This is a genomic window from Pseudomonas sp. GD03842 (assembly GCF_029841165.1).
In the GTDB taxonomy this organism is placed as follows: Bacteria; Pseudomonadota; Gammaproteobacteria; order Pseudomonadales; family Pseudomonadaceae; genus Aquipseudomonas.
Genome location: NZ_JAOCEA010000006.1, coordinates 49,779 through 68,396, shown reverse-complemented (window position 1 = coordinate 68,396; position 18,618 = coordinate 49,779). Strand labels below are relative to the sequence as shown.

The window sequence follows — 18,618 nt, the reverse complement described above, 5'->3', positions numbered from 1 at the left end:
ATCGACGGCGGACGCGGAGCGTACTGGGTGGTGTTCCCACGCGGAGCGTGGGAACAATCATCAACAATCTTAAGCCAACGGCGATCAATGCCCCGCCCCAGGCCCGGCCTTGGCCACGAATGGCGGCTTGGCCAGCCAGATCACCAGAATCAGCGCCATGAACAACCAGCCCATCATGTAGAAATAATCGACCGTCGACATCATGTACGCCTGGCTGGTGACCATGCCGTCGAGTTGGGCATACGCCTGATTGCTCGCCCCGCCGAGGGTTTCCAAGGCCTGCCGCGTGGTCGGTTCGTAGTTGTTGACGTGCTCGCTGAGGTACGCATGGTGCATTTCGGCGCGACGAATCCAGATCCAGGTCGTGAGTGACGCCGCGAAGCTGCCGCCCAGGTTACGCAGAAATGTCGCCAACCCCGAACCGTCAGCGATCTGCGACGGCGGCAGGTCGGACAACAGGATGCTCAGTGTGGGCATGAAAAACAGCGCGATCCCTGCCCCCATGAACAGCTGCACCAGCGCAATGTGTTGGAAATCCACCTCGCTGGTGAAATTCGAGCGCATGAAACAGCTCATGCCGATGCCCAGGAATGCGAGGCCGGCCAGCATGCGCAGGTCGAATTTGGGCGCGTATTTGCCGACGAAAGGCGAAAGAATCACCGGCAGGATGCCGATCGGCGCCACCGCCAGGCCCGCATAGGTCGGCGTATAGCCCATCTGTGTCTGCAGCCATTGCGGCAGGATCAGGTTGATACCGAAGAACCCGGCATACCCCATCACCAGGCAAATCGTGCCAACTCGGAAATTGCGAAAGCTGAACAGCCGCAGATTGACCACAGGATGCTCGTCGGTCATCTCCCAGATCACGAACGCGGCCAGTCCAATGACCGAAATCACCGTGCCAATGATGATGAAATTCGACGAGAACCAGTCCAGGTCATTCCCCTTGTCGAGCACGATCTGCAACGCCCCAACGCCGATGATCAGAGTGATCAACCCCACATAATCCATAGGCTGGCGGCTGGTGGTCACCGGGCGCGCTGCCATCTGGGTGCGCACCACGAACGCGGCGAACAGGCCGATCGGCACGTTGATGAAGAAAATCCACGGCCAGGTGTAACTGTCGGTGATCCAACCGCCGAGGATCGGTCCGGCAATCGGCGCCACCACCGTGACCATGGCCAGCAGCGCCAGCGCCATTCCGCGTTTCGCCGGCGGGTAGACGGCAATTAGCAGTGTTTGGGTCATCGGATACAACGGGCCTGCGACCACGCCCTGCACCACCCGAAAGCCGACGAGTTCCGGCATCGAGGTGGAGATACCGCAAAGAAACGAGGCCATCACAAACAGCAACGTGGCCCAGATGAACAGTTTCACTTCGCCGAACCGGCGGCTCAGCCAGCCGGTCAGCGGCAACGCAATGGCGTTACTGACCGCAAATGAAGTGATGACCCACGTACCCTGTTCGGAGCTGACCCCAAGGTTGCCCGAAATGGTGGGCAACGCGACGTTGGCGATCGTGGTGTCGAGCACCTGCATGAAGGTCGCCAGCGACAGGCCGATGGTGGTCAACAACAGGCTGGGCGGCGTAAAAGAAGCGGGAGCATTGTTTCCACTGCTGTTGCTGCTACTCATCGCGAATCCTTTGACACTCGGAGAACGCCCCGGCCAGCGGTCGGGGCTTATCGTGGAAACTGACGAATCAGCGCTGGGCTGTCTTGCCCGGAGCGGAGGCGCTGTTTTCGTGGATCAGGCGGGCGATCAACGTGTCCGCGTCAGCCAATTGCTTGACGTAAACGTCGGTAGTGAACGACGCCTGCTTGGGTGGCTGCTGCGCCAGCACAGGGCCGCTCTGGTCATGTAGGTTCACGTCGACCACGGTCGACAGGCCGATGCGCAGCGGATGGTTCGCCAGTTCGTCCGGGTTGATGTGAATCCGCACGGGCACCCGCTGCACGATCTTGATCCAGTTGCCGGTCGCGTTCTGTGCGGGCAACAAGGCGAATGCGCTGCCAGTACCGGCCCCGACGCTGTCGACGGTGCCGCTGTATTTCACGTCGCTGCCGTACAGGTCAGCTTCGATGTCCACCGGCTGGCCGATGCGCATCTTGCCTAACTGGGTTTCCTTGAAGTTGGCATCGATCCACAGTTGATCCAGCGGGATCACGGCCATCAACGCGGTGCCCGGCTGGACGCGCTGCCCCAACTGCACCGTGCGTTTGGCGACGTAACCGGTGACCGGCGCGATCAGCGTGCTGCGCGCACTGTTCAGGTAAGCCTGACGCAATTGCGCCGCTGCGGCCTTCACGTCAGGGTGCGACGAGACCTGCGTGTCGTCGATCAGCGCCGTGCTGGTCGCCAACTGCTGCTGGATGTTGGCCAGGGCATTCTGAGCGCTGGTCAGGTCATCCTTGGCGTGGGACAGCTCTTCCTGGGAAATCGCCCCGCCCGCCGCCAGATTGCGCCGACGGTTGTAGTTGTCCTGGGCCTTTTGCACTTCGGCGCGCTGAGCGGCCAGTTGCGCTTTGATGCCGTCCACGCTGCTGTACAGACCGCGGACCTGGCGCACTACCTTGCCCAGATTGGCTTCGGCGCTTTGCAGCGCGACTTCGGCGTCGTTCGGATCGAATTGCACCAGCGTCTGGCCTTCACGGACCAGATCGCCATCATCGGCGCCAATGCTCACCACCGTGCCGGTCACCTGTGGCGTGATCTCCACCACGTTGCCGTTGACGTAGGCGTCATCGGTGCTCTCGTACCACTGTCCGTATACCTCGTACCAGCCCCACACCCCGAGGCCAGCGACAATGACGAGAATCGCCAGCCCGATCATCAGCAACTTGCGTTTGCGCGGGTTCTTCTGAGGTTGGCCAGGCGCGCCTTTCTGGTCCTTCTGATCCTGCGACGGCTTCTGTTCGTTGCCGTCCTTGGATTCGTTTGCAGCAGTATTTTCTGAAGTGGCAGTGGCCATGACGAATACCTTAATGAGTCAGCGAAGCAGTTGACGGAACGGCCGGGGCGGCGTTTTCGCCGGTTTGGCTTTCTTCGAAGCCTCCCCCGAGGGCCTGCATCAACTGAATCGAAAGATCGATGCGTTCGGCGTTGAGATCAGCCAGTTGGCGTTGCGACTGCAGCAGTTGCTGCTCCACCGTCAGCACGTCGAGGTAATTGCCGATACCTGACGAATAGCGCTGCACGACGGTGTTGTAGGACTTCTGGATGACGTCGGTCGCTTGCTGGCGAGCGTCGATCTGACCTTCGATCGAATGCAACTGGCCAATGTTGTCGCTGACATCGCCCAAGGCCCGCACCAGGCTTTTGTTGTACTGCGCGACCGCGAGGTCGTAATCGGCATCCCGCGCATCCAGATCGGCGCGACGTCGGCCGCCGTCAAAAATAGGCAGCGATATGGCAGGTGCGACGTTGAAGAAGCGACTGGCCGAACCGAACATCGCATCACCCAGCAGCGATTCCACGCCAGCCGAGGCACTCAGGTTCAGGTTCGGGTAGAAGTTGGTCTTGCTGGCCTGGATGTTCTTGCTCGCCGCCTCGACCCGCCAGCGTGCCGCGACCAGGTCCGGCCGACGACCGAGCAATTGGGCAGGCACCACGGAAGGCAATGCCACCACCGCAGGCTTGAGAACGCTGGGTCGCGCCAGCGCTTCCCCACGGTCCGGACCTTTGCCCATCAAGACCGCCAGGGCGATCTTCGCGCTGCGCAGCCGCTTGTCAGCGTCCGCCAACGCCTCGCGTGAGCCAGCTTCCAGGCTTTGCGTCTGTTGATACTGGTACTCACTGTCTATGCCCGACTTGAACCTGCGAGCGCCAAGTTCCAGCAATTGCCGGGTACGTTTCAGGTCATCGGCGGCCAGGTCCCGCACGATATAGGCATGCCCCAGATCGCTGTAGGCCCTCGCCACATCGGCCGCGAGCGTCAACTGCGCAGCCCGTTGATCGACTTCATACGCCCTGGCCTGCCCCAAAGCCGCTTCCCACGCCGCACGCTGGCCGCCCCACAGATCGAAGGTGTAATTGAAGCTGGCTCCCAGGCTGCGCAAGGTGCTGTAGCGGTCACCTTGGCCGAGGGGGTCCTGATCCTTGGCCAAGCGTGATCGGGTCACGCTGGCATCGGCATCGACCGTCGGCATGCGATCGGCATCGGCCGCATACGCAGCCGCACTGGCTTGATGGGTACGCGCAGCCGCGACCTGCATGTCTGGACTGTCACGCAGCGCCTCGGTGATCAGGCCATTGAGCTGAGGATCGCCAAGACTCGCCCACCAATCCCGCTTTGGCCACGCCGCTGGTGACAGGGCGACGCCGGTCAGGCTCTGTCCGGCCTGCAGGCTATTGGCGTCCAGACCGACCGCTTGCGTGTCGAGGCCTCTGGAGTTGGCGCAACCGGCCAATACCAGTGCCACGAACACCAGGCTCAGTGCGGTCCGGCCGCCGACGCTCGAAGCGTTGTGCAAGGCCTTGCCTTGCCTGAATGGACTGTTCATCGAGCTGCAATCCGCGCAAGCGTGATGGGATCGGCAGCAGCGACCAATACTTTGGTCAGCAGCTTTTCCAGCGTGGCGAGTTCGTCATCCTCCAGCATGCCGACCATTTCATTCATGGCCTTGGCGCCAATGTGCGGCAACAGGTCGGAAAGCGCTTTCCCGGACTCGGTCAACACCAGTCGGACCTGACGGCGGTCCGACTCGGAACGCGTGCGCGCCAACAGGTCTTTCTGCTCAAGACGGTCAAGCATGCGCGTCATCGAACCGCTGTCCAGACACAACGAACGGCAAAGATCGGCCGGCGTATCAGCGTCGTATAGCGCAATGATCACCAGCACTTTGAATTGTTGAGCGGTTAGGTCGTAGGGCTCGAGGTGCTTGTCGAGGATGCGGTTCTTCAGCAGATCCGCGCGACCGATCAGCATTCCGAGCAAACTGTTTTGAAAATTCTCAGGCGTGAAATGTGCCATCGATAGTCACCCATTATCTGCCTAGGCAGTGAATATGGGTGGATATTACTGCCTAAGCAGCAAACACACAATGAAACAATTTTTAGGATCTGTAGTTCCTCATTGCCATCCTTGGCGGATGAGTGGCTGGGATTGGTCTGCGTCATCAGGGTTTCCCCTGCTTTCACTTTCAAGACCCGCCGCCTATGATCAGAACACCGCGTCGCCGCGGCCCTTGGCGTGCCATGCTGCATGCTTGATTCTCATCCCAAGCAGTCGAGCCAGATGATTACTCTTCAAGACCTCAACGATTTCATCAGTAACCCCGAGTTGAACGACAGCATTGCGCAGGTCTGGGATCTGATCGGCTCGCACTTCGAGCAAGCCCAGGCCACGCTGCCTCCAGAGCGCGCGATGCCGCGCCGCGAACTCTCGTTTCACGACCACGTCCGCTTATTGGGTTACCTCGCGCTCTTGATTGAAGGCATTCCGGGGGACGTGGTGGAAATCGGCGTGTGGAAAGGTAAATCGCTGGTATTGATGAACGAAGTCTGCAACCGCGAACGCCGTGTCATCGGCATCGACCCGTTCGAGTTGCCCAACCAGTTCGAAGAGTTCAGCCATTACAAGGACGCGCTGCTGCCCAATGCGCAAGTCCTGCGAGGCTATTCGGAGCTGTGTGCCGAGCGCTTCTATCACCTGAATCCCAGCGTGGCGTTGCTGCACATCGACGGCGGGCACGCCGGACGCAACGTTTTGCTGGATTTCCTGTTGTACTCCCCAGCCGTGGTGCCAGGCGGATTCATCGTATTCGACGATTACGGCGATTACCTGCACTCACCCGAGGTGGGCCCTGCCGTCGACCTGCTAAGGGCCACAGGCTACTTCAAGGGCTTCCACGTTCTGGGTTGTGTGCGCGGCTTCGAAAGCAGCTATGTGATTCAGCGCGTGGGCTGATTCAGCGACACTTGGCGACGTCAGGCCTGACAGTGCCGTGCGCTGTCAGGCCGGGACGCCACTGTGAAAGCGGAAATCCGGATCCGGGCTTTCGATCAGCTCACGCTCGGCCAGGCGGATTTCTTCGATCTTCCCATCGACGTCGGCCTCCTCGCCATAGAGGTAGGCGAGTTTGAGGTAATCCTGAAAGTGACGGGCCTCGGACTTGAGCAGGCTTGCATAGAATTTCGCCAGATCGTCATCCAGGTGCGGCACGAGCGCGGCGAAACGCTCACAGGAACGGGCTTCCACGATCGCGCCGACGATCAGAGCATCGGTCAAGCGGTACGGGTTATGATTGCGCACTCGCTTGCGCAGCGCCCCGGCGTAGCGGGCCGAACTGATGTTGGCCATGGGGATGCCACGCTTCTTGATGATGCTGATCACTTGCTCGAAGTGACGCAGCTCTTCGCGGGCCAGCCGCGACATCTTGGCCTGCAGATCGAATTTGTCGTTGTACTGGAACATGAACTGAAACGCCGCACCGGCGGCTTTCTTTTCATTGTTGGCGTGATCGATCAACAGCACATCCAGATTCTGCAGGGCGGCCTCGACCCAACGGGCGGGGGTGGGGCAAAGCAGGAAAGCGTTGACTTCCGGATACATCTGCATGGCATTCACAACTGGCTGATAGGCAAAGCGCAGCATTATACGGCGCTCAGGCCGCAGAGCCAGCCTTGCCGATGAAACCTGCCAGGGACAGCTCGGGCGCTAACGCCTCAGCCCATCGCGTCTTTCAGAAACCCCGGCGCGATATAGCGTTCGTAATGGGCCTCGGACAACAGGAAAAACTCTCGGTCGATGGCATCGCGCAGCTCGGGCAGCGCCCAGTCGCGGAACTCCGGCAACAGCACCATGCCGTACGCCTCGATGTTATTAATGACCCGTGCTCCCCGCGCGATCAATTGATAGGCCCAGCAGTATTCCGATTGCTGCGCCACGAAACGAATCTTGCGTTGCTCCAGTTGCTGGCGCAGCAGCGCCGGATCGAACACTTCGACTTTCGCCGCCATGACTTGCACCAGCAGGTGTTCCAGACGCAGCCAGACCGCGCGCTTTTCCTCTTCGTTGTAGCCGTTCCAGTGAATCACCTCGTGGTGGAAGCGCTTGCAGCCGCGGCACACGAGGTCGCCGTAGACGGTTGAACACAGGCCGACGCAGGGCGTCTTGATCACTTGATTGGGCATGGCGCGGACACACGGACACAGACGAAACAGGCCTGCATGTTAGCCCTTTGTCTAACGGGGTTCACCCCTGAAGATGTAGGGGCTAACTTACCTTCCGCCTTTTTTTGCCGTAGAATCACCGGGCCTTTTAAGGCGCCAATGTCCGTTGGAAGCTGTTTTCAAAGCGTCACGAGCACAGTCAAGTCAACCCGGCAGTACGGTTCTACGACGCAGGTTCGCCTGCGTCCCCTCCTCGGAATCGCTCATGCAGGCGTAAAACTTTGAAAACAGCTTCTGTTGGAGATCGTCAGCGTGCTGCCTAAAGACTCACGAAGTCTTTTACGGGCACGGATGCGGACTTTCTCTGGATGAGCGTCCCGGACACCCATTTGGGACCACTGATGAGGGTAATACTGTGCTTGAAGCCTACCGTAAACACATCGAAGAGCGTGCCGCCCAGGGTATCGTGCCCCAGCCGCTTAACGCCGAACAAACTGCAGGCCTGGTCGAGCTGCTGAAAAACCCACCGGCTGGCGAAGAAGCTGTCCTGCTTGACCTGATCACTAACCGCGTTCCTCCTGGAGTTGACGAAGCTGCCTACGTCAAGGCCGGGTTCCTTTCCGCTCTGGCCAAGGGCGAAGTCACTTCCCCACTGCTCGACAAGAAACGCGCCGTAGAACTGCTCGGCACCATGCAGGGCGGCTACAATATCGTGACCATGGTCGAGCTGCTGGACGACGCCGAACTGGCGCCGGTCGCCGCCGAGCAACTGAAGCACACCCTGCTGATGTTCGACGCCTTCCACGATGTCGCTGAAAAGGCCAAGAACGGCAACGCACACGCCAAGGCCGTGCTGCAATCCTGGGCAGACGGCGAGTGGTTCCAGAAGCGTCCGACCTTGGCCGAGAAAATCAGCCTGCGCGTCTTCAAAGTCACAGGCGAAACCAACACCGACGACCTGTCGCCCGCACCAGATGCCTGGTCCCGTCCAGACATCCCGCTGCACGCGCTGGCCATGCTGAAAATGGCCCGCGACGGTATCGTGCCTGACGTGCAAGGCTCCATCGGCCCGATGAAGCAAATCGAAGAAATGCGCGGCCAGGGCTTCCCGATCGCCTATGTTGGCGATGTGGTCGGTACCGGCTCGTCGCGTAAATCCGCCACCAACTCGGTGCTGTGGTTCTTCGGTGACGACATCCCTTACGTGCCGAACAAGCGTGCCGGTGGTTTCTGCTTCGGCAGCAAGATCGCTCCGATCTTCTACAACACCATGGAAGACGCGGGCGCTCTGCCCATCGAATTCGATGTCTCGAACATCAACATGGGCGACGTCATCGACGTTTACCCGTACGCGGGCAAAGTGTGCAAACACGACAGCGACGAAGTCATCACCACCTTCGAACTGAAAACACCAGTCCTGCTGGATGAAGTTCGCGCGGGCGGCCGTATCCCGCTGATCGTGGGCCGTGGCCTGACCAGCAAGGCGCGCGCCGAACTGGGTCTGCCACCTTCGACCCTGTTCAAGCTCCCTGAAGAACCTGCTGCCAGCACCAAGGGTTACACCCTGGCGCAAAAAATGGTCGGCAAGGCATGTGGCACCGAGGGCATCCGCCCGGGCACCTACTGCGAACCCAAGATGACCACCGTCGGTTCTCAGGACACCACCGGTCCCATGACCCGTGACGAACTGAAAGACCTGGCGTGCCTGGGCTTCTCCGCCGATCTGGTCATGCAGTCTTTCTGCCACACCGCTGCGTATCCAAAACCGATCGACGTCAAGACCCACCACACCCTGCCCGACTTCATCATGACACGCGGCGGCGTCTCGCTGCGTCCGGGCGACGGCATCATCCACAGCTGGTTGAACCGCATGCTGCTGCCGGACACCGTCGGTACCGGTGGTGACTCGCACACCCGTTTCCCGATCGGCATTTCCTTCCCGGCCGGTTCCGGCCTGGTGGCGTTCGCCGCGGCCACCGGCGTCATGCCGCTGGACATGCCGGAATCGATCCTGGTCCGTTTCAAAGGCAAGCTGCAACCCGGCGTCACCCTGCGTGACCTGGTTCATGCCATTCCTTACTACGCGATCCAGAAAGGCCTGCTGACCGTCGAGAAGAAAGGCAAGAAAAACGCCTTCTCTGGCCGCATCCTGGAAATCGAAGGCTTGGAAAGCCTGACCGTCGAACAAGCCTTCGAGCTGTCCGACGCCTCGGCTGAACGTTCGGCCGCCGGTTGCACCATCAAATTGTCGAAAGAGTCGATCACCGAGTACCTGAACTCCAACATCACCCTGCTGCGCTGGATGATTGCGGAAGGTTATGGCGATCCTCGTACCCTGGAGCGTCGCGCCAAGGCGATGGAAGCCTGGATCGCCAATCCTGAGCTGCTGGAAGCCGACAAGGACGCCGAATACGCCGAAGTCATCGAAATCGACCTGGCCGATGTCAAGGAGCCGGTACTCTGCGCACCGAACGACCCGGACGACGCTCGCCTGCTGTCCAGCGTGGCTGGCGAGAAAATCGACGAAGTGTTCATCGGTTCCTGCATGACCAACATCGGTCACTTCCGTGCTGCCGGTAAGTTGCTGGATCAGGTCAAAGGTCAGCTGCCAACCCGTCTGTGGCTGTCGCCGCCGACCAAAATGGACGCTCACCAATTGACCGAAGAAGGCTACTACGGCATCTACGGCAAGGCCGGCGCGCGCATGGAAATGCCAGGCTGCTCGCTGTGCATGGGTAACCAGGCACGCGTAAACGCCAACGCCACGGTGGTCTCGACCTCGACCCGTAACTTCCCGAACCGTCTGGGCGACGGCGCGAACGTCTACCTGGCTTCGGCCGAACTGGCGTCCGTGGCCTCGATCCTGGGTCGCCTGCCGACCGTCGAGGAGTACATGGAATACGCGGGCAAGATCGACAGCATGTCGGCCGATGTCTACCGTTACCTGAGCTTCGACCAGATCGCCGAATTCCGTGAATCGGCGGCTAACGCCAAGATTCCGGTGGTTCAGGCGTAAGATCGACAGTTGCGTTAGATGAAAAAAGAACCCCGCTTCGGCGGGGTTTTTTTATGGGGTTGTTTTGTTGCGTGGCGAAATTGGGCGTTATTGGGTCCGCTCCAAGGCCCTACATGGGTGCCCTTCGGGCACATCGCGGGCAAGCGCGCTCCTACAGTTGTTGCAACGCGCCATGGCCTGATAGACCGTGTCGGTGGCCTTTATAACTGACACAAAGTGTTCATGGCTTTCGCCAAGGCTAAGAAGCAGCCTCTCAGATGCGGCACGTTTAAATAGGTGTAGGAGCGCGCTTGCCCGCGATTGGCCCGAAGGGCATCCGCGTAGCGGCCGCAAGCTAGACCGACAAAACAGCCTCGTATCTCTCGGCACGAGGTTCTTTCTTGCCGCTTACAGCCCGTAGCTGATCGCTCAGACCACCACCGTCTGCCCACTCATGGCCAGGTCCACCCACTCTGGGTTGGCCAAAGCATGCATCGCACAGTCATGGCCACGTGCGGCGTGCAGTTCGATTAGCAACGCGCGCCAGCGCTCGACCAATGGCTTAGGGTGTCTATCCACAGGTCCAGGCGCCCTTCGACGTACCGGAAACCGGTCTGCCTTTGCGGTCCAGTTACGCGATAGGTATTTGCCATGCGAATCCAAGTTTTGATTTTCGACGAAGCAGGATTAAGTGTAATAATAAATTTGAATATAACAATGACTTATCATTGTCTAGTACCTGCCCACACTTCTTTAAAACCGAACATCACACTCATGCAGGGCGCTTAACATAAACCAGTACATCCATGTCATCTTTATGCCCCGGCAGCGTATCTTCGTACAAATCAACCGCCCAATCGAAACGGCTACCGAAAATAGTAATATTTTGCAAATCACCCAGCGTCATCACTGAAAGATAATGTGCTACGTCCAGCCCTGAACATTGATATATATAGCTTTTCCTTTTTTTAGTCGTTTTGTCTTGAGTATACTGCGGCATAAAATATACATTTTTTTCCTCGGCTATAAAGCTTTCTTTTTTCACCGCTTCAAAGCTTTCAATATAGCTATCTTCGTGATACGAACCTGATAACGGCCGCCACGTGTTAAACCAAAAATATTTTTTTTCCGTAAACGATCTCTTCTCGAGATCGAACCTAGGTTTTCTCTCTATCCTGTTCCTTACAAATTTATAAATGTAGCATTTCAAAACTCGAAAACCTTGTTCGTCGTCAAGTAAGCGACCTGGGTATGGTGTCATCATTAGGGTTAGTCCTTGAAAAAAACATGACCAACATTTTGTGATCCATCTCTCCATTTATAATGCGGGAGATCATTTCCAACATTGACCTAGCGATCACGCCACTGTCGAAGTTTCTCCCCTTGACTCTTTGAGAAGCACATTAGCATCTGAACTATAACCAATCTTAGCTTTAAAATTTTCCCAGGTCATTTTCAACTTAAAATGCATCATCAGAGACAGCCCGTCAAAACAATTCATTATCCACCCCGCCAACGAGTGCCTTTTAAAACTCGAAACAACAGAAAATAAAACCTCAACTAGCCTTACCAGGCTTGCGCCAAAATTTCAGCTTATCCACCACACGCTCAATGTCATCCATATCATCATCACCCACCCCATGATCAAAAGGTTCACAGAGTATGCTTCTGACCTTATTCAAACGATCACATATACCATTCTCATCTATAAACCTCGTAGCCTCAAGCGCATACTCAAGATCTGCCTCCGGGGTAGGCGGCCTATCTGGGTGCAGATAATAATAACTCCCCATATCGCCAAGCGAGATAAGAATATACTCTGTTTCACACAGCGCCTGAATCACCACCTCGCCTTTATACGACACCACTTCGTTTTGCTTTTTCATATCACGTCCTAATGACAAAAGCGGGGTTATCCAACACCACATCCCCTTTCACGGTCAGCTCAAAGGCCGGAATATTTGGCGGTCGATGCGAAAAAGATGCTCGCAATTTTATGGTGATCTCACTAGTGCAAAACGTCCTACCAGTCCTCGGCCCATGATTTGCTATAAGTAGGAAATTGTATTGGACGTATTCGTATTCAATCGCCTGGCTTACTCCAAAACTTTACAGTTTCAATAGCTCTCTCTATGTCATCCATATCATCATCTCCAAGCTCGCTGTTGAAAGGTGCGGACAGTATGGCTCTTACCTTATTAAGCCTGTCAAATATCAGGTTTTCGTCGATAAATCTAGTCGTCTCTAGCGCATACTCAAGATGTGTTTCATCCGTTGGCGGGGATTGCACGTTTTGATAGTAGTAACGACCCATTTCCCTTAATGAGATCATTATGTATTCTATTTCGCACAGGGCATCAATGAGCTGTGCGCCCTCGAGTTTGATTATCTCATTTTCTACTTTCATTCCATTTTATCTCCTTATCATGAAAGTGGGGTTTTTGAGAGTTACGTTCCCTTTGATTGTGAGCTCTTTAGTGTGATATCTAGGGTTGGGTATCCATTCCAATTCGCTTTCAAGCACATCAGTTTCTACGAAGTGCTTACCCCTGCCTCTTGTAATTCCAAGTGTCACTTGGGCTTCTATTTCGCTCAAAGGTTTTTTTGGCTGGCTCTACATAAACTCGATTGTTATCTCTCGCGATGATTATTTCTGATTCTCTAATGCCATCTATCCCCTTTATGTTTGTGTAATGCCGCACACGTACGATCTTCTTACACCACCCCCACAGATCCACCCACCCAATCGCATTCGGCGCGTACTGATACAGGTTCAGCCCGCCCGCCAACCCAATCGGGTCGGGGGTGGTGAAGCGGCCTATGTCCGGGTCGTAGTACCTGAAGGTGTTGTAGTGCAGGCCGGTCTCGCGATCAAGGTATTGGCCCTGAAGGAGCCGGTTCCAGTTCTTGATAAGCAGGGCTGGGGAGCGCCTGACTTATAAAAACCCTCCCTAGCAAAACGCCGAAAAACACGTTTATAAGAGCAAGGCCACGCAGCACTTTGCGTTAACGACCCACGATAATATGCCAAATTAAAATCTATATAAAACCGTTATAAAAAATACTCATAAACATAGTACCCCTCTTCGGAAATACTAAAAACCTTCGTTGGTACTCCGTCAAAAACCGGAGACACCAGAAGCGGTCGAAGTTCGTCCCTCTCCGCCACGCTCCTTAAAAACTCGATAAAATTCGTTTTACCGACAACTAATACCTCCCCTTTAAAAAACCTTTATTTCCCTTTGTGTACCACACAGTCATACGCGACGTAGTACAACTCATCCATGAGTCGCCTTTCCATTTCCTCATTAGTCAACAAGCTGAATGGAGTCGACTCATGGATGAAATCATACATCGCAAAAAATGCTCCCTCCGCTGCACCACAAAAAAGAAAACTCCTTGCTTTAAGAGCATCAAGCTTGTAATACGCTTTCATTAGATTAGGAAATCACAAAGAAACATAATCATTCGCACTCTGATTACACCGCTAACTACACAAATTATTGCCTGACGCTTTTTCGGAACTTATACGCAGCTTACCCCTTTTGGGTATTGCCCCCCCCTTTGACATACGTCGGCTCTGGGCGTGCTCTCTATAGCGATTCATATGGCCCTGTGACTCTTGGCAGCTAATCACAATAATTTACCATCCACCCCATTAACCGCTACCATTTAAATATCCAAATCAGCCGCTAATACAAATGCGACCAACCTCACCAAACTAATCACCAGGCTTCCTCCAAAATTTCAACTTATCAACCACACGCTCAATGTCATCCATATCATCATCACCCACCCCATTATCAAAAGGCTCTTCAAGTATCCTTCTTATCTTGTTCAGCCTATCATTGATTCGATTTTGATCTATAAATCTAGTAGTCTCAAGCGCATACGCAACGGCGGTCTCGTCCGTCACCGGTCTCTCAGGGTGATGGTAGTAATAATTAGAAATATCTCTGAGTGAAATTAGAATATACTCAACTTCGGAGAACGCCTCAATAATATCCTCCCCACTATAAGTAACAAATTCATTTTCTTTCTTCATATTATTTCCTTATAACAAATTTGGGATTACTCAAAGTCAGATCACCTTTAACTGTGAGTTCGTCCAAATGATATTTTGGATTCGGAATCCACTCCAATCGCTCTTTTGGAGCATCAGTTTCAACATAATGCCTGCCCTTACCCTTCTTGATAGAGTACTTATCCTGAGCATCAACCATATTTAATGGCTTATTTTTTGCTGGCTCAACATATACCCGGCCTTTATCCTGAGCGATAATAACGCCAGACGCTTTGATCCCCTCCAACCCTTTCTTGTTTGTGTAATGCCGAACACGTACGACCTCCTTGCACCACCCCCACGGATCCACCCACCGAATCGGATTCGGCGCGTACTGATACAGGTTCAGCCCGCCCGCCAGCCCAATCGGGTCGGGGGTGGTGAAGCGGCCTATGTCCGGGTCGTAGTATCTGAAGGTGTTGTAGTGCAGGCCGGTCTCGCGATCAAGGTATTGGCCCTGAAAGCGCAGGTTCTGGTTTTCGGGAAAGTGGGGGTCGCGGGTTTCTTCAGTGGTGTTGCCCCAGACTTGGTAACGCGCGCGCCAGACGAGGTGGCCGTCGGGTTCGGTGAGTTGTTCGGGTAGGCCGTTGAGGTCGTTGTGGTAGTAGCGCAGTGTCTGGTGTTCGCCTCGGCCGTCGACGCGGGCCAGGGGTTCGTGGCTCTCGTCCGCGTACAGGTACAGGGTGGGCAGTCCGTTTTGCTCTTCGTGCAGCAGGCGAAGGCCGTCCCAGAGGAAGGTCGTTTCGCAGAGAATCCGGCCGTCGGGGTGGTGCAGGGTTTTGCCGATGCGTCGGCCCAGCGGGTCGTAGGTCATGCGCACGACGTGGCGATCGGGATTTTGCACTTCGATGAGGCGGCTTTCGGCGTCGTAGACGAAGCGTTGCAGCCCGCGCCGGATACTGCGTTTTTCGCTCAGGCGTCCGAAGCTGTCGTAGCGGTAGTGCTTGTCCTGCCAGGTCAGCAGTCGGTTCTGGGTGACCCGCGTCTTGCTGGATTCGCCGGCCACCAGGTTGGCGGCGGGGTCGTAGGTAAATCGCTCCACTAGCCGGCTGACGCTGTCTTGGGCGGTCATTATCCGGCTGCTGGAGTCGTAGCCGAACAGGGTCCGATGCTCGCCATGACGCTGCTGCTCGACACGGGTCAGGAGGTTGTCGGTCAGGTCGTATTCGTAGGTTTTTGTGCTGTCAGCGGGCAAAGGCCGAGGGCGGCTTTCGTGCTGGCGGGTGCGTGAGTGCAGGCGGTCGCTGCGGTCGTAGGCGCTGCAAGTGAGGAGCTTGCCCTGGGTTCGCAGCACCTCACGGTGCAGCCGATCCCGTTCGAAATCGCAGACTACCTGGCCGTCGAGGTTCAGTTGATGCAGGTGGCCGCTGCCGTAAAGCAAGCGGTTGATCCAGCGCCCATCGGGGGTTTGCGTCTGGATCAGGTTGCCAAGTTCGTCGTAGCGATGAAGAACGGTGCCCGATGGGGTCGTTTCGCTGACCAGGCGGCCGAGTGCGTCGTAGGCGAAGCCAACGCTGCGTCGCTCACCCTCGTTGTCGGTGAAGGTCACGTCAATCAACTGATCGAGCAGGTCGTGGGCATACGCCGTGCGGCCATCGTCAGTCACTTTTGCGATCAGGCGTCCGACGGCATCGCGCTCGAAGCGGTGAACGATGGCGTCCAGACCCGCCAGTTGGGTGGCACATTCGACGTCGCCCAGCGCGTCGTACTGATACTGGCGTTGGCTGCCGTCGAGATCCTGCTGGGCGATCAGTTGATCCGCTGCATCCCAGGCAAACCGGTAGCATTCTCCGTTTTCGTTGGTCAGCGTTTCGAGTCGGCCATAGGCGTCGTAGCGGTACTCGACCGTGCGCTCGTGGGGGTCCTGACGCTGCCGCAACCGTCCTCGTCGGTCGTAGCCATAGCGGGTGATCTCCCCCGCAGCATTGACATAACCGACGAGCAAACCGCTGTCATCGTGCAGGAAACGCTCGACGCGCCCGACCGGCGATTCGCGCAGCTGCAAACGACCCAGCGCATCGTGCATGTACTGCGTGCGCTCGCCGAGGGCGTCGGTACGTCGGTCCAGAAACCCGCGCCGGTCATAGCGAAATTCAGTCTTGTGGCCCGAGCAGTCCAGATAATCGGTCAGTTGCCCGAACTCATTCCAGCGCAGGGTCTTGCTTTTGCCCTTGGCGTCGATGACCTCGATGACCCGCCCCCGTTCGTCGAAGCGATAACGGGTAACCTGCCCCAGTGGATCCACCTCATGGGTGCGATTGCCCCGCCGGTCATAGCGGTATTGCCACTGATGGCCTGCAGCGTCGGTGTCCACCTTGGGCAGCGACCAATGTTCCAGCCAGTGAGTGGATTCGATGCGCCCGAGGGGATCCTCGGTCGACGTCAGGTTGCCCGCGTCGTCGTAGACAAAGGTCCACCGGCCTTGCTGAGGGTCAGTGGCGCTGAGCAACTGCCGCTCATCGTTCCACGAGAAATGCCAGGTCCGGTCAAGAGGGTCGGTGTACTCGGTGATCTGATGCTGGGCGTTCCAGCATCGAACGCTGCGGCGATTCAGGCCGTCGACGATGACCGTGCAACCTGCGTCCAGGTCATAGGCGAAGCGGTATTCGTCCCCTTCGTCGGTCCAGTGATGCACGACGCGCCACTCGCGCTCGTCGACCAGCGCCCATTCATAAAAACAGCGCAACCCGGTGGGTAACCGGTGCTCGACCATGCGCCGATGAACGTCATAGCTGAACCGCCGCTGCACATTGTCCAGCGCGTCGCGTACCTCACACAGATCGCCTTGATCGCTGTAAGCGTACGAGGCCAACACCTCTGAAGAGTCGTCATCGAACGACCGTTCGACACGCTCGACCCGGCCTGGCCATTGCCGCGAATAAACCAGCGTCAGACGCACGACATCCAGGGTGTCGTGCAGCCGAACCAGACGGCCTTCCGCGTCGTAGACCAGATGAATTCGGTTGTCGTTGCGGTCACCGAGCTGACTCAAACGTAGGCGTGAAGGCTCAACCAGATTCGGCTCGAACAGCCGGTAGATGCCGTCTTCGCTTTCGATCAGCACCCGCCCGTCGGTATGCCGCTTGACCGCCAGCCCCTCCCCCGCACTGAACACTGCACGCCCCAGTGCCAGCGTGCCCATGTCGATGCGCCGTGCCTGTTCGTCGATATAGATCAGCCCTTCGCCACCTTCCGTGAGGGCCTCGACCTCGACAGACACTTCAAATGCCACGCTCCAGCCCGCGCCGAACAGTCCGTCGCGTCGCGCATCCCGGCTGCTGTAAAACCGCTGCCACTCGATCGGCAACACGCCCGGCAGCACGAAGTCCAGCTCTTCACTGCCGCCCAAGACCTTGGCCCCGGTGGCGGCGTGCACCGGATTCGGCGAGGCAGTCACTGCCCGAGCCAACGCCCCGGCGGCAGCGCTGACAGCAGCGCCACTGGCCGCCCCCACCAACAGGCACGGCAGATTGCTGACAAATCTCGCCGGGCCGCCGCGCAGCGCCATCAGCGCTGAAACCGCGAGCCCTACACCGGGCGTCTTGCCGCTGCGGATGGTTCGGACAACCGCCTTGCCGCCGCCGATGCGCACATTGGGGGAAATCTGCCCGGAAGACACCACCACCGCGTCGCAGGTGCTGCGGTCCCCGCTGCGCACGGCGGGCTGGCCATTGATGAATACCGAATCCGAGCCTTCAGCCAGGTACTGCCCGGGCAGGCCGGGGTGTTTGTCGCAGGCGATCCAGTCCAGCGATTGCGGCACAGCACCGGGCTGCGGGGTGGCGACAGTCGGGCGCCACAGTTCCGAAAAGAAACCCTTGGCGATGTCGAGAAAGGTGCCCTCTGGCGCTTCATCTTCCGGCAGCTCGACCGATGCTTCAGAGATCGACCCAGCCGCACGTGCAGCCGGTAAACCGTTGATGAACACGTCGGGTGAGCCGCTGGTGATGTGCGCGCATACCGTGGGCGGAAAGAGATCGTTGGCCACCCCTTCGCAAAACGTGCTCAAGGCGTCATTGGCGCCGGTGAGATCCATACCGACCGTCACCGCAGCGCCGACGACAGCGCCCAACACGCAGGCGCCCAGACCACCGGTGGCGACCGTGACCCCGGCCGCCGCGACAATCGCGGTGGTCACCAGAACCGATGCGCCAACCGTGGCGATGACTTGCAATGCACCGCCGAAAAGGTCGGCGGCGATCGAACTGTGAGCGAGGGCATCGCCTTGGCGGGCAGCCCAAAGGGCGTCAGACATTCCGTGATCCGCGCTGAGAAAAGCGCGGAATCTAGGGGTTTACAGTGCGACTGTCCGGGCGCTGAAACACAAAAACGAGGGGCTACGATTCTTTCAGAAAGGGACTACAGGCGCTTGTCTTGGGCTCTTACTCGGGAGTCGGATATGTACGACGCTAGGGCATCAGAGTAAAAATCCCAAGCCAACAAAAAA

General features: G+C 57.3%; 15 protein-coding genes. 2 read left to right on the top strand and 13 right to left on the bottom strand.

Annotated features, from left to right (window positions below; genetic code table 11):
* Nucleotides 1-84: 84 nt before the first annotated feature.
* From N5D61_RS10385 to N5D61_RS10370, 4 genes are all read right to left on the bottom strand, one after another.
* On the bottom strand, nt 85-1,635 hold the full coding sequence (locus tag N5D61_RS10385; protein ID WP_108238214.1) for a DHA2 family efflux MFS transporter permease subunit: 1,551 nt from the start codon (nt 1,633-1,635) through the stop codon (nt 85-87).
* Nucleotides 1,636-1,702: 67 nt separating this feature from the next.
* A complete protein-coding gene (locus tag N5D61_RS10380; protein ID WP_108238213.1) occupies nt 1,703-2,971 on the bottom strand; it encodes an HlyD family efflux transporter periplasmic adaptor subunit in 1,269 nt (422 codons plus the stop codon).
* A gap of 10 nt (nt 2,972-2,981) precedes the next feature.
* Entirely contained in the window at nt 2,982-4,502 is a 1,521-nt protein-coding gene (locus N5D61_RS10375; protein ID WP_279892489.1) for an efflux transporter outer membrane subunit, read from the bottom strand.
* Nucleotides 4,499-4,972, bottom strand: a complete 474-nt coding sequence (locus N5D61_RS10370) for a MarR family transcriptional regulator (RefSeq protein ID WP_279892487.1) — start codon at nt 4,970-4,972, stop codon at nt 4,499-4,501. Before N5D61_RS10370 ends, N5D61_RS10375 begins: the two co-directional genes overlap by 4 nt.
* Before the next feature lie 264 nt (nt 4,973-5,236).
* On the opposite strand from N5D61_RS10370, the gene N5D61_RS10365 reads away from it, so the two are divergent.
* Nucleotides 5,237-5,908 (top strand): class I SAM-dependent methyltransferase, encoded by a 672-nt coding sequence (locus tag N5D61_RS10365; protein WP_108238210.1) that lies wholly within the window; start codon nt 5,237-5,239, stop codon nt 5,906-5,908.
* A gap of 45 nt (nt 5,909-5,953) precedes the next feature.
* Here the strand turns inward: N5D61_RS10365 and miaE are convergent, their stop codons facing one another.
* Nucleotides 5,954-6,559, bottom strand: a complete 606-nt coding sequence (gene miaE, locus N5D61_RS10360; RefSeq protein WP_108238304.1) for a tRNA isopentenyl-2-thiomethyl-A-37 hydroxylase MiaE — start codon at nt 6,557-6,559, stop codon at nt 5,954-5,956.
* A gap of 107 nt (nt 6,560-6,666) precedes the next feature.
* Nucleotides 6,667-7,134, bottom strand: coding sequence for a DUF1289 domain-containing protein (locus tag N5D61_RS10355; RefSeq protein WP_108238209.1), 468 nt, complete (start codon nt 7,132-7,134; stop codon nt 6,667-6,669).
* Nucleotides 7,135-7,528: 394 nt separating this feature from the next.
* Between N5D61_RS10355 and acnB the strand changes: the two genes are divergently transcribed.
* A complete protein-coding gene (gene acnB / locus N5D61_RS10350; RefSeq protein WP_108238208.1) occupies nt 7,529-10,129 on the top strand; it encodes a bifunctional aconitate hydratase 2/2-methylisocitrate dehydratase in 2,601 nt (866 codons plus the stop codon).
* Nucleotides 10,130-10,537: 408 nt separating this feature from the next.
* Here the strand turns inward: acnB and N5D61_RS10345 are convergent, their stop codons facing one another.
* The 7 genes from N5D61_RS10345 to N5D61_RS10315 all read right to left on the bottom strand — a co-directional run bounded on the left by N5D61_RS10345 (nt 10,538) and on the right by N5D61_RS10315 (nt 18,426).
* Entirely contained in the window at nt 10,538-10,687 is a 150-nt protein-coding gene (locus N5D61_RS10345; protein ID WP_279892483.1) for a hypothetical protein, read from the bottom strand.
* A gap of 193 nt (nt 10,688-10,880) precedes the next feature.
* Nucleotides 10,881-11,372 carry a hypothetical protein gene (locus tag N5D61_RS10340; RefSeq protein WP_279892481.1) on the bottom strand — a complete coding sequence of 164 codons (492 nt, stop codon included), beginning with the start codon at nt 11,370-11,372 and terminating at the stop codon, nt 10,881-10,883.
* 292 nt (nt 11,373-11,664) lie between these two features.
* Nucleotides 11,665-11,994 carry a hypothetical protein gene (locus tag N5D61_RS10335; RefSeq protein WP_279892479.1) on the bottom strand — a complete coding sequence of 110 codons (330 nt, stop codon included), beginning with the start codon at nt 11,992-11,994 and terminating at the stop codon, nt 11,665-11,667.
* A 197-nt stretch (nt 11,995-12,191) separates the two neighbouring features.
* Nucleotides 12,192-12,515 (bottom strand): hypothetical protein, encoded by a 324-nt coding sequence (locus tag N5D61_RS10330; protein WP_108238205.1) that lies wholly within the window; start codon nt 12,513-12,515, stop codon nt 12,192-12,194.
* Nucleotides 12,516-12,651: 136 nt separating this feature from the next.
* Nucleotides 12,652-12,966 (bottom strand): RHS repeat-associated core domain-containing protein, encoded by a 315-nt coding sequence (locus tag N5D61_RS10325; RefSeq protein ID WP_279892732.1) that lies wholly within the window; start codon nt 12,964-12,966, stop codon nt 12,652-12,654.
* Nucleotides 12,967-13,829: 863 nt separating this feature from the next.
* A complete protein-coding gene (locus N5D61_RS10320; protein WP_279892477.1) occupies nt 13,830-14,153 on the bottom strand; it encodes a hypothetical protein in 324 nt (107 codons plus the stop codon).
* A 1-nt stretch (nt 14,154) separates the two neighbouring features.
* A complete protein-coding gene (locus N5D61_RS10315) occupies nt 14,155-18,426 on the bottom strand; it encodes an RHS repeat-associated core domain-containing protein (RefSeq protein ID WP_279892475.1) in 4,272 nt (1,423 codons plus the stop codon).
* Nucleotides 18,427-18,618 lie beyond the last annotated feature (192 nt).

What these genes read in the sequence shown, in the direction of transcription:
- N5D61_RS10385 (WP_108238214.1), bottom strand. Translation starts at nt 1,635, where the DNA reads ATGAGTAGCAGCAACAGCAGTGGAAACAATGCTCCCGCTTCTTTTACG.
- N5D61_RS10380 (WP_108238213.1), bottom strand. Translation starts at nt 2,971, where the DNA reads ATGGCCACTGCCACTTCAGAAAATACTGCTGCAAACGAATCCAAGGAC.
- N5D61_RS10375 (WP_279892489.1), bottom strand. Translation starts at nt 4,502, where the DNA reads ATGAACAGTCCATTCAGGCAAGGCAAGGCCTTGCACAACGCTTCGAGC.
- N5D61_RS10370 (WP_279892487.1), bottom strand. Translation starts at nt 4,972, where the DNA reads ATGGCACATTTCACGCCTGAGAATTTTCAAAACAGTTTGCTCGGAATG.
- N5D61_RS10365 (WP_108238210.1), top strand. Translation starts at nt 5,237, where the DNA reads ATGATTACTCTTCAAGACCTCAACGATTTCATCAGTAACCCCGAGTTG.
- miaE (WP_108238304.1), bottom strand. Translation starts at nt 6,559, where the DNA reads ATGCAGATGTATCCGGAAGTCAACGCTTTCCTGCTTTGCCCCACCCCC.
- N5D61_RS10355 (WP_108238209.1), bottom strand. Translation starts at nt 7,134, where the DNA reads ATGCCCAATCAAGTGATCAAGACGCCCTGCGTCGGCCTGTGTTCAACC.
- N5D61_RS10340 (WP_279892481.1), bottom strand. Translation starts at nt 11,372, where the DNA reads ATGATGACACCATACCCAGGTCGCTTACTTGACGACGAACAAGGTTTT.
- N5D61_RS10335 (WP_279892479.1), bottom strand. Translation starts at nt 11,994, where the DNA reads ATGAAAAAGCAAAACGAAGTGGTGTCGTATAAAGGCGAGGTGGTGATT.
- N5D61_RS10330 (WP_108238205.1), bottom strand. Translation starts at nt 12,515, where the DNA reads ATGAAAGTAGAAAATGAGATAATCAAACTCGAGGGCGCACAGCTCATT.
- N5D61_RS10320 (WP_279892477.1), bottom strand. Translation starts at nt 14,153, where the DNA reads ATGAAGAAAGAAAATGAATTTGTTACTTATAGTGGGGAGGATATTATT.
- N5D61_RS10315 (WP_279892475.1), bottom strand. Translation starts at nt 18,426, where the DNA reads ATGTCTGACGCCCTTTGGGCTGCCCGCCAAGGCGATGCCCTCGCTCAC.